The sequence below is a fragment of the Adlercreutzia equolifaciens genome, assembly GCF_029076695.1.
In the GTDB taxonomy this organism is placed as follows: Bacteria; Actinomycetota; Coriobacteriia; order Coriobacteriales; family Eggerthellaceae; genus Adlercreutzia; species Adlercreutzia equolifaciens_A.
This window is the reverse complement of sequence record NZ_JARFIK010000291.1, coordinates 1-311: the sequence shown is the minus strand read 5'-3', so window position 1 is coordinate 311 and position 311 is coordinate 1. Positions and strand designations below refer to the sequence as shown.

At 65.3% G+C, this 311-nt stretch carries 1 protein-coding gene; it reads left to right on the top strand.

Features of this window, described 5'->3' with window-relative positions; all coding sequences use genetic code 11:
- On the top strand, window positions 1–311 hold a 311-nt coding region (locus PZH32_RS12455; RefSeq protein WP_275208560.1), incomplete at both ends, for a hypothetical protein.

Below are 311 nucleotides of genomic sequence, written 5' to 3'. Positions count from 1 at the left end.
CCTTCGTGGGCCGCTCCGAGGTGGCCAAGCTGAACAGCGCCACGGCCGCTCCTGTAGCCCATACGCTGAAGATGAGCAGCGCCACCAAGAGCTATGCGGCGTCGCTGCTGTCCAAGGGCGCTCTCAAGAAGGCCCAGACCTTTACCGTGAAGGCCACGGGTGCCAAGACCGGGGTGACCTACACCTGCTCCGGCACCAAGTACGCCTCCATCAACAAAACCACGGGCAAGGTGACCCTGAAGACGGGCACGCCCATGGGCGCCTACACCATCAAGGTGACGGCGACGGACAAGGCCGGCACGGCGTCGGGC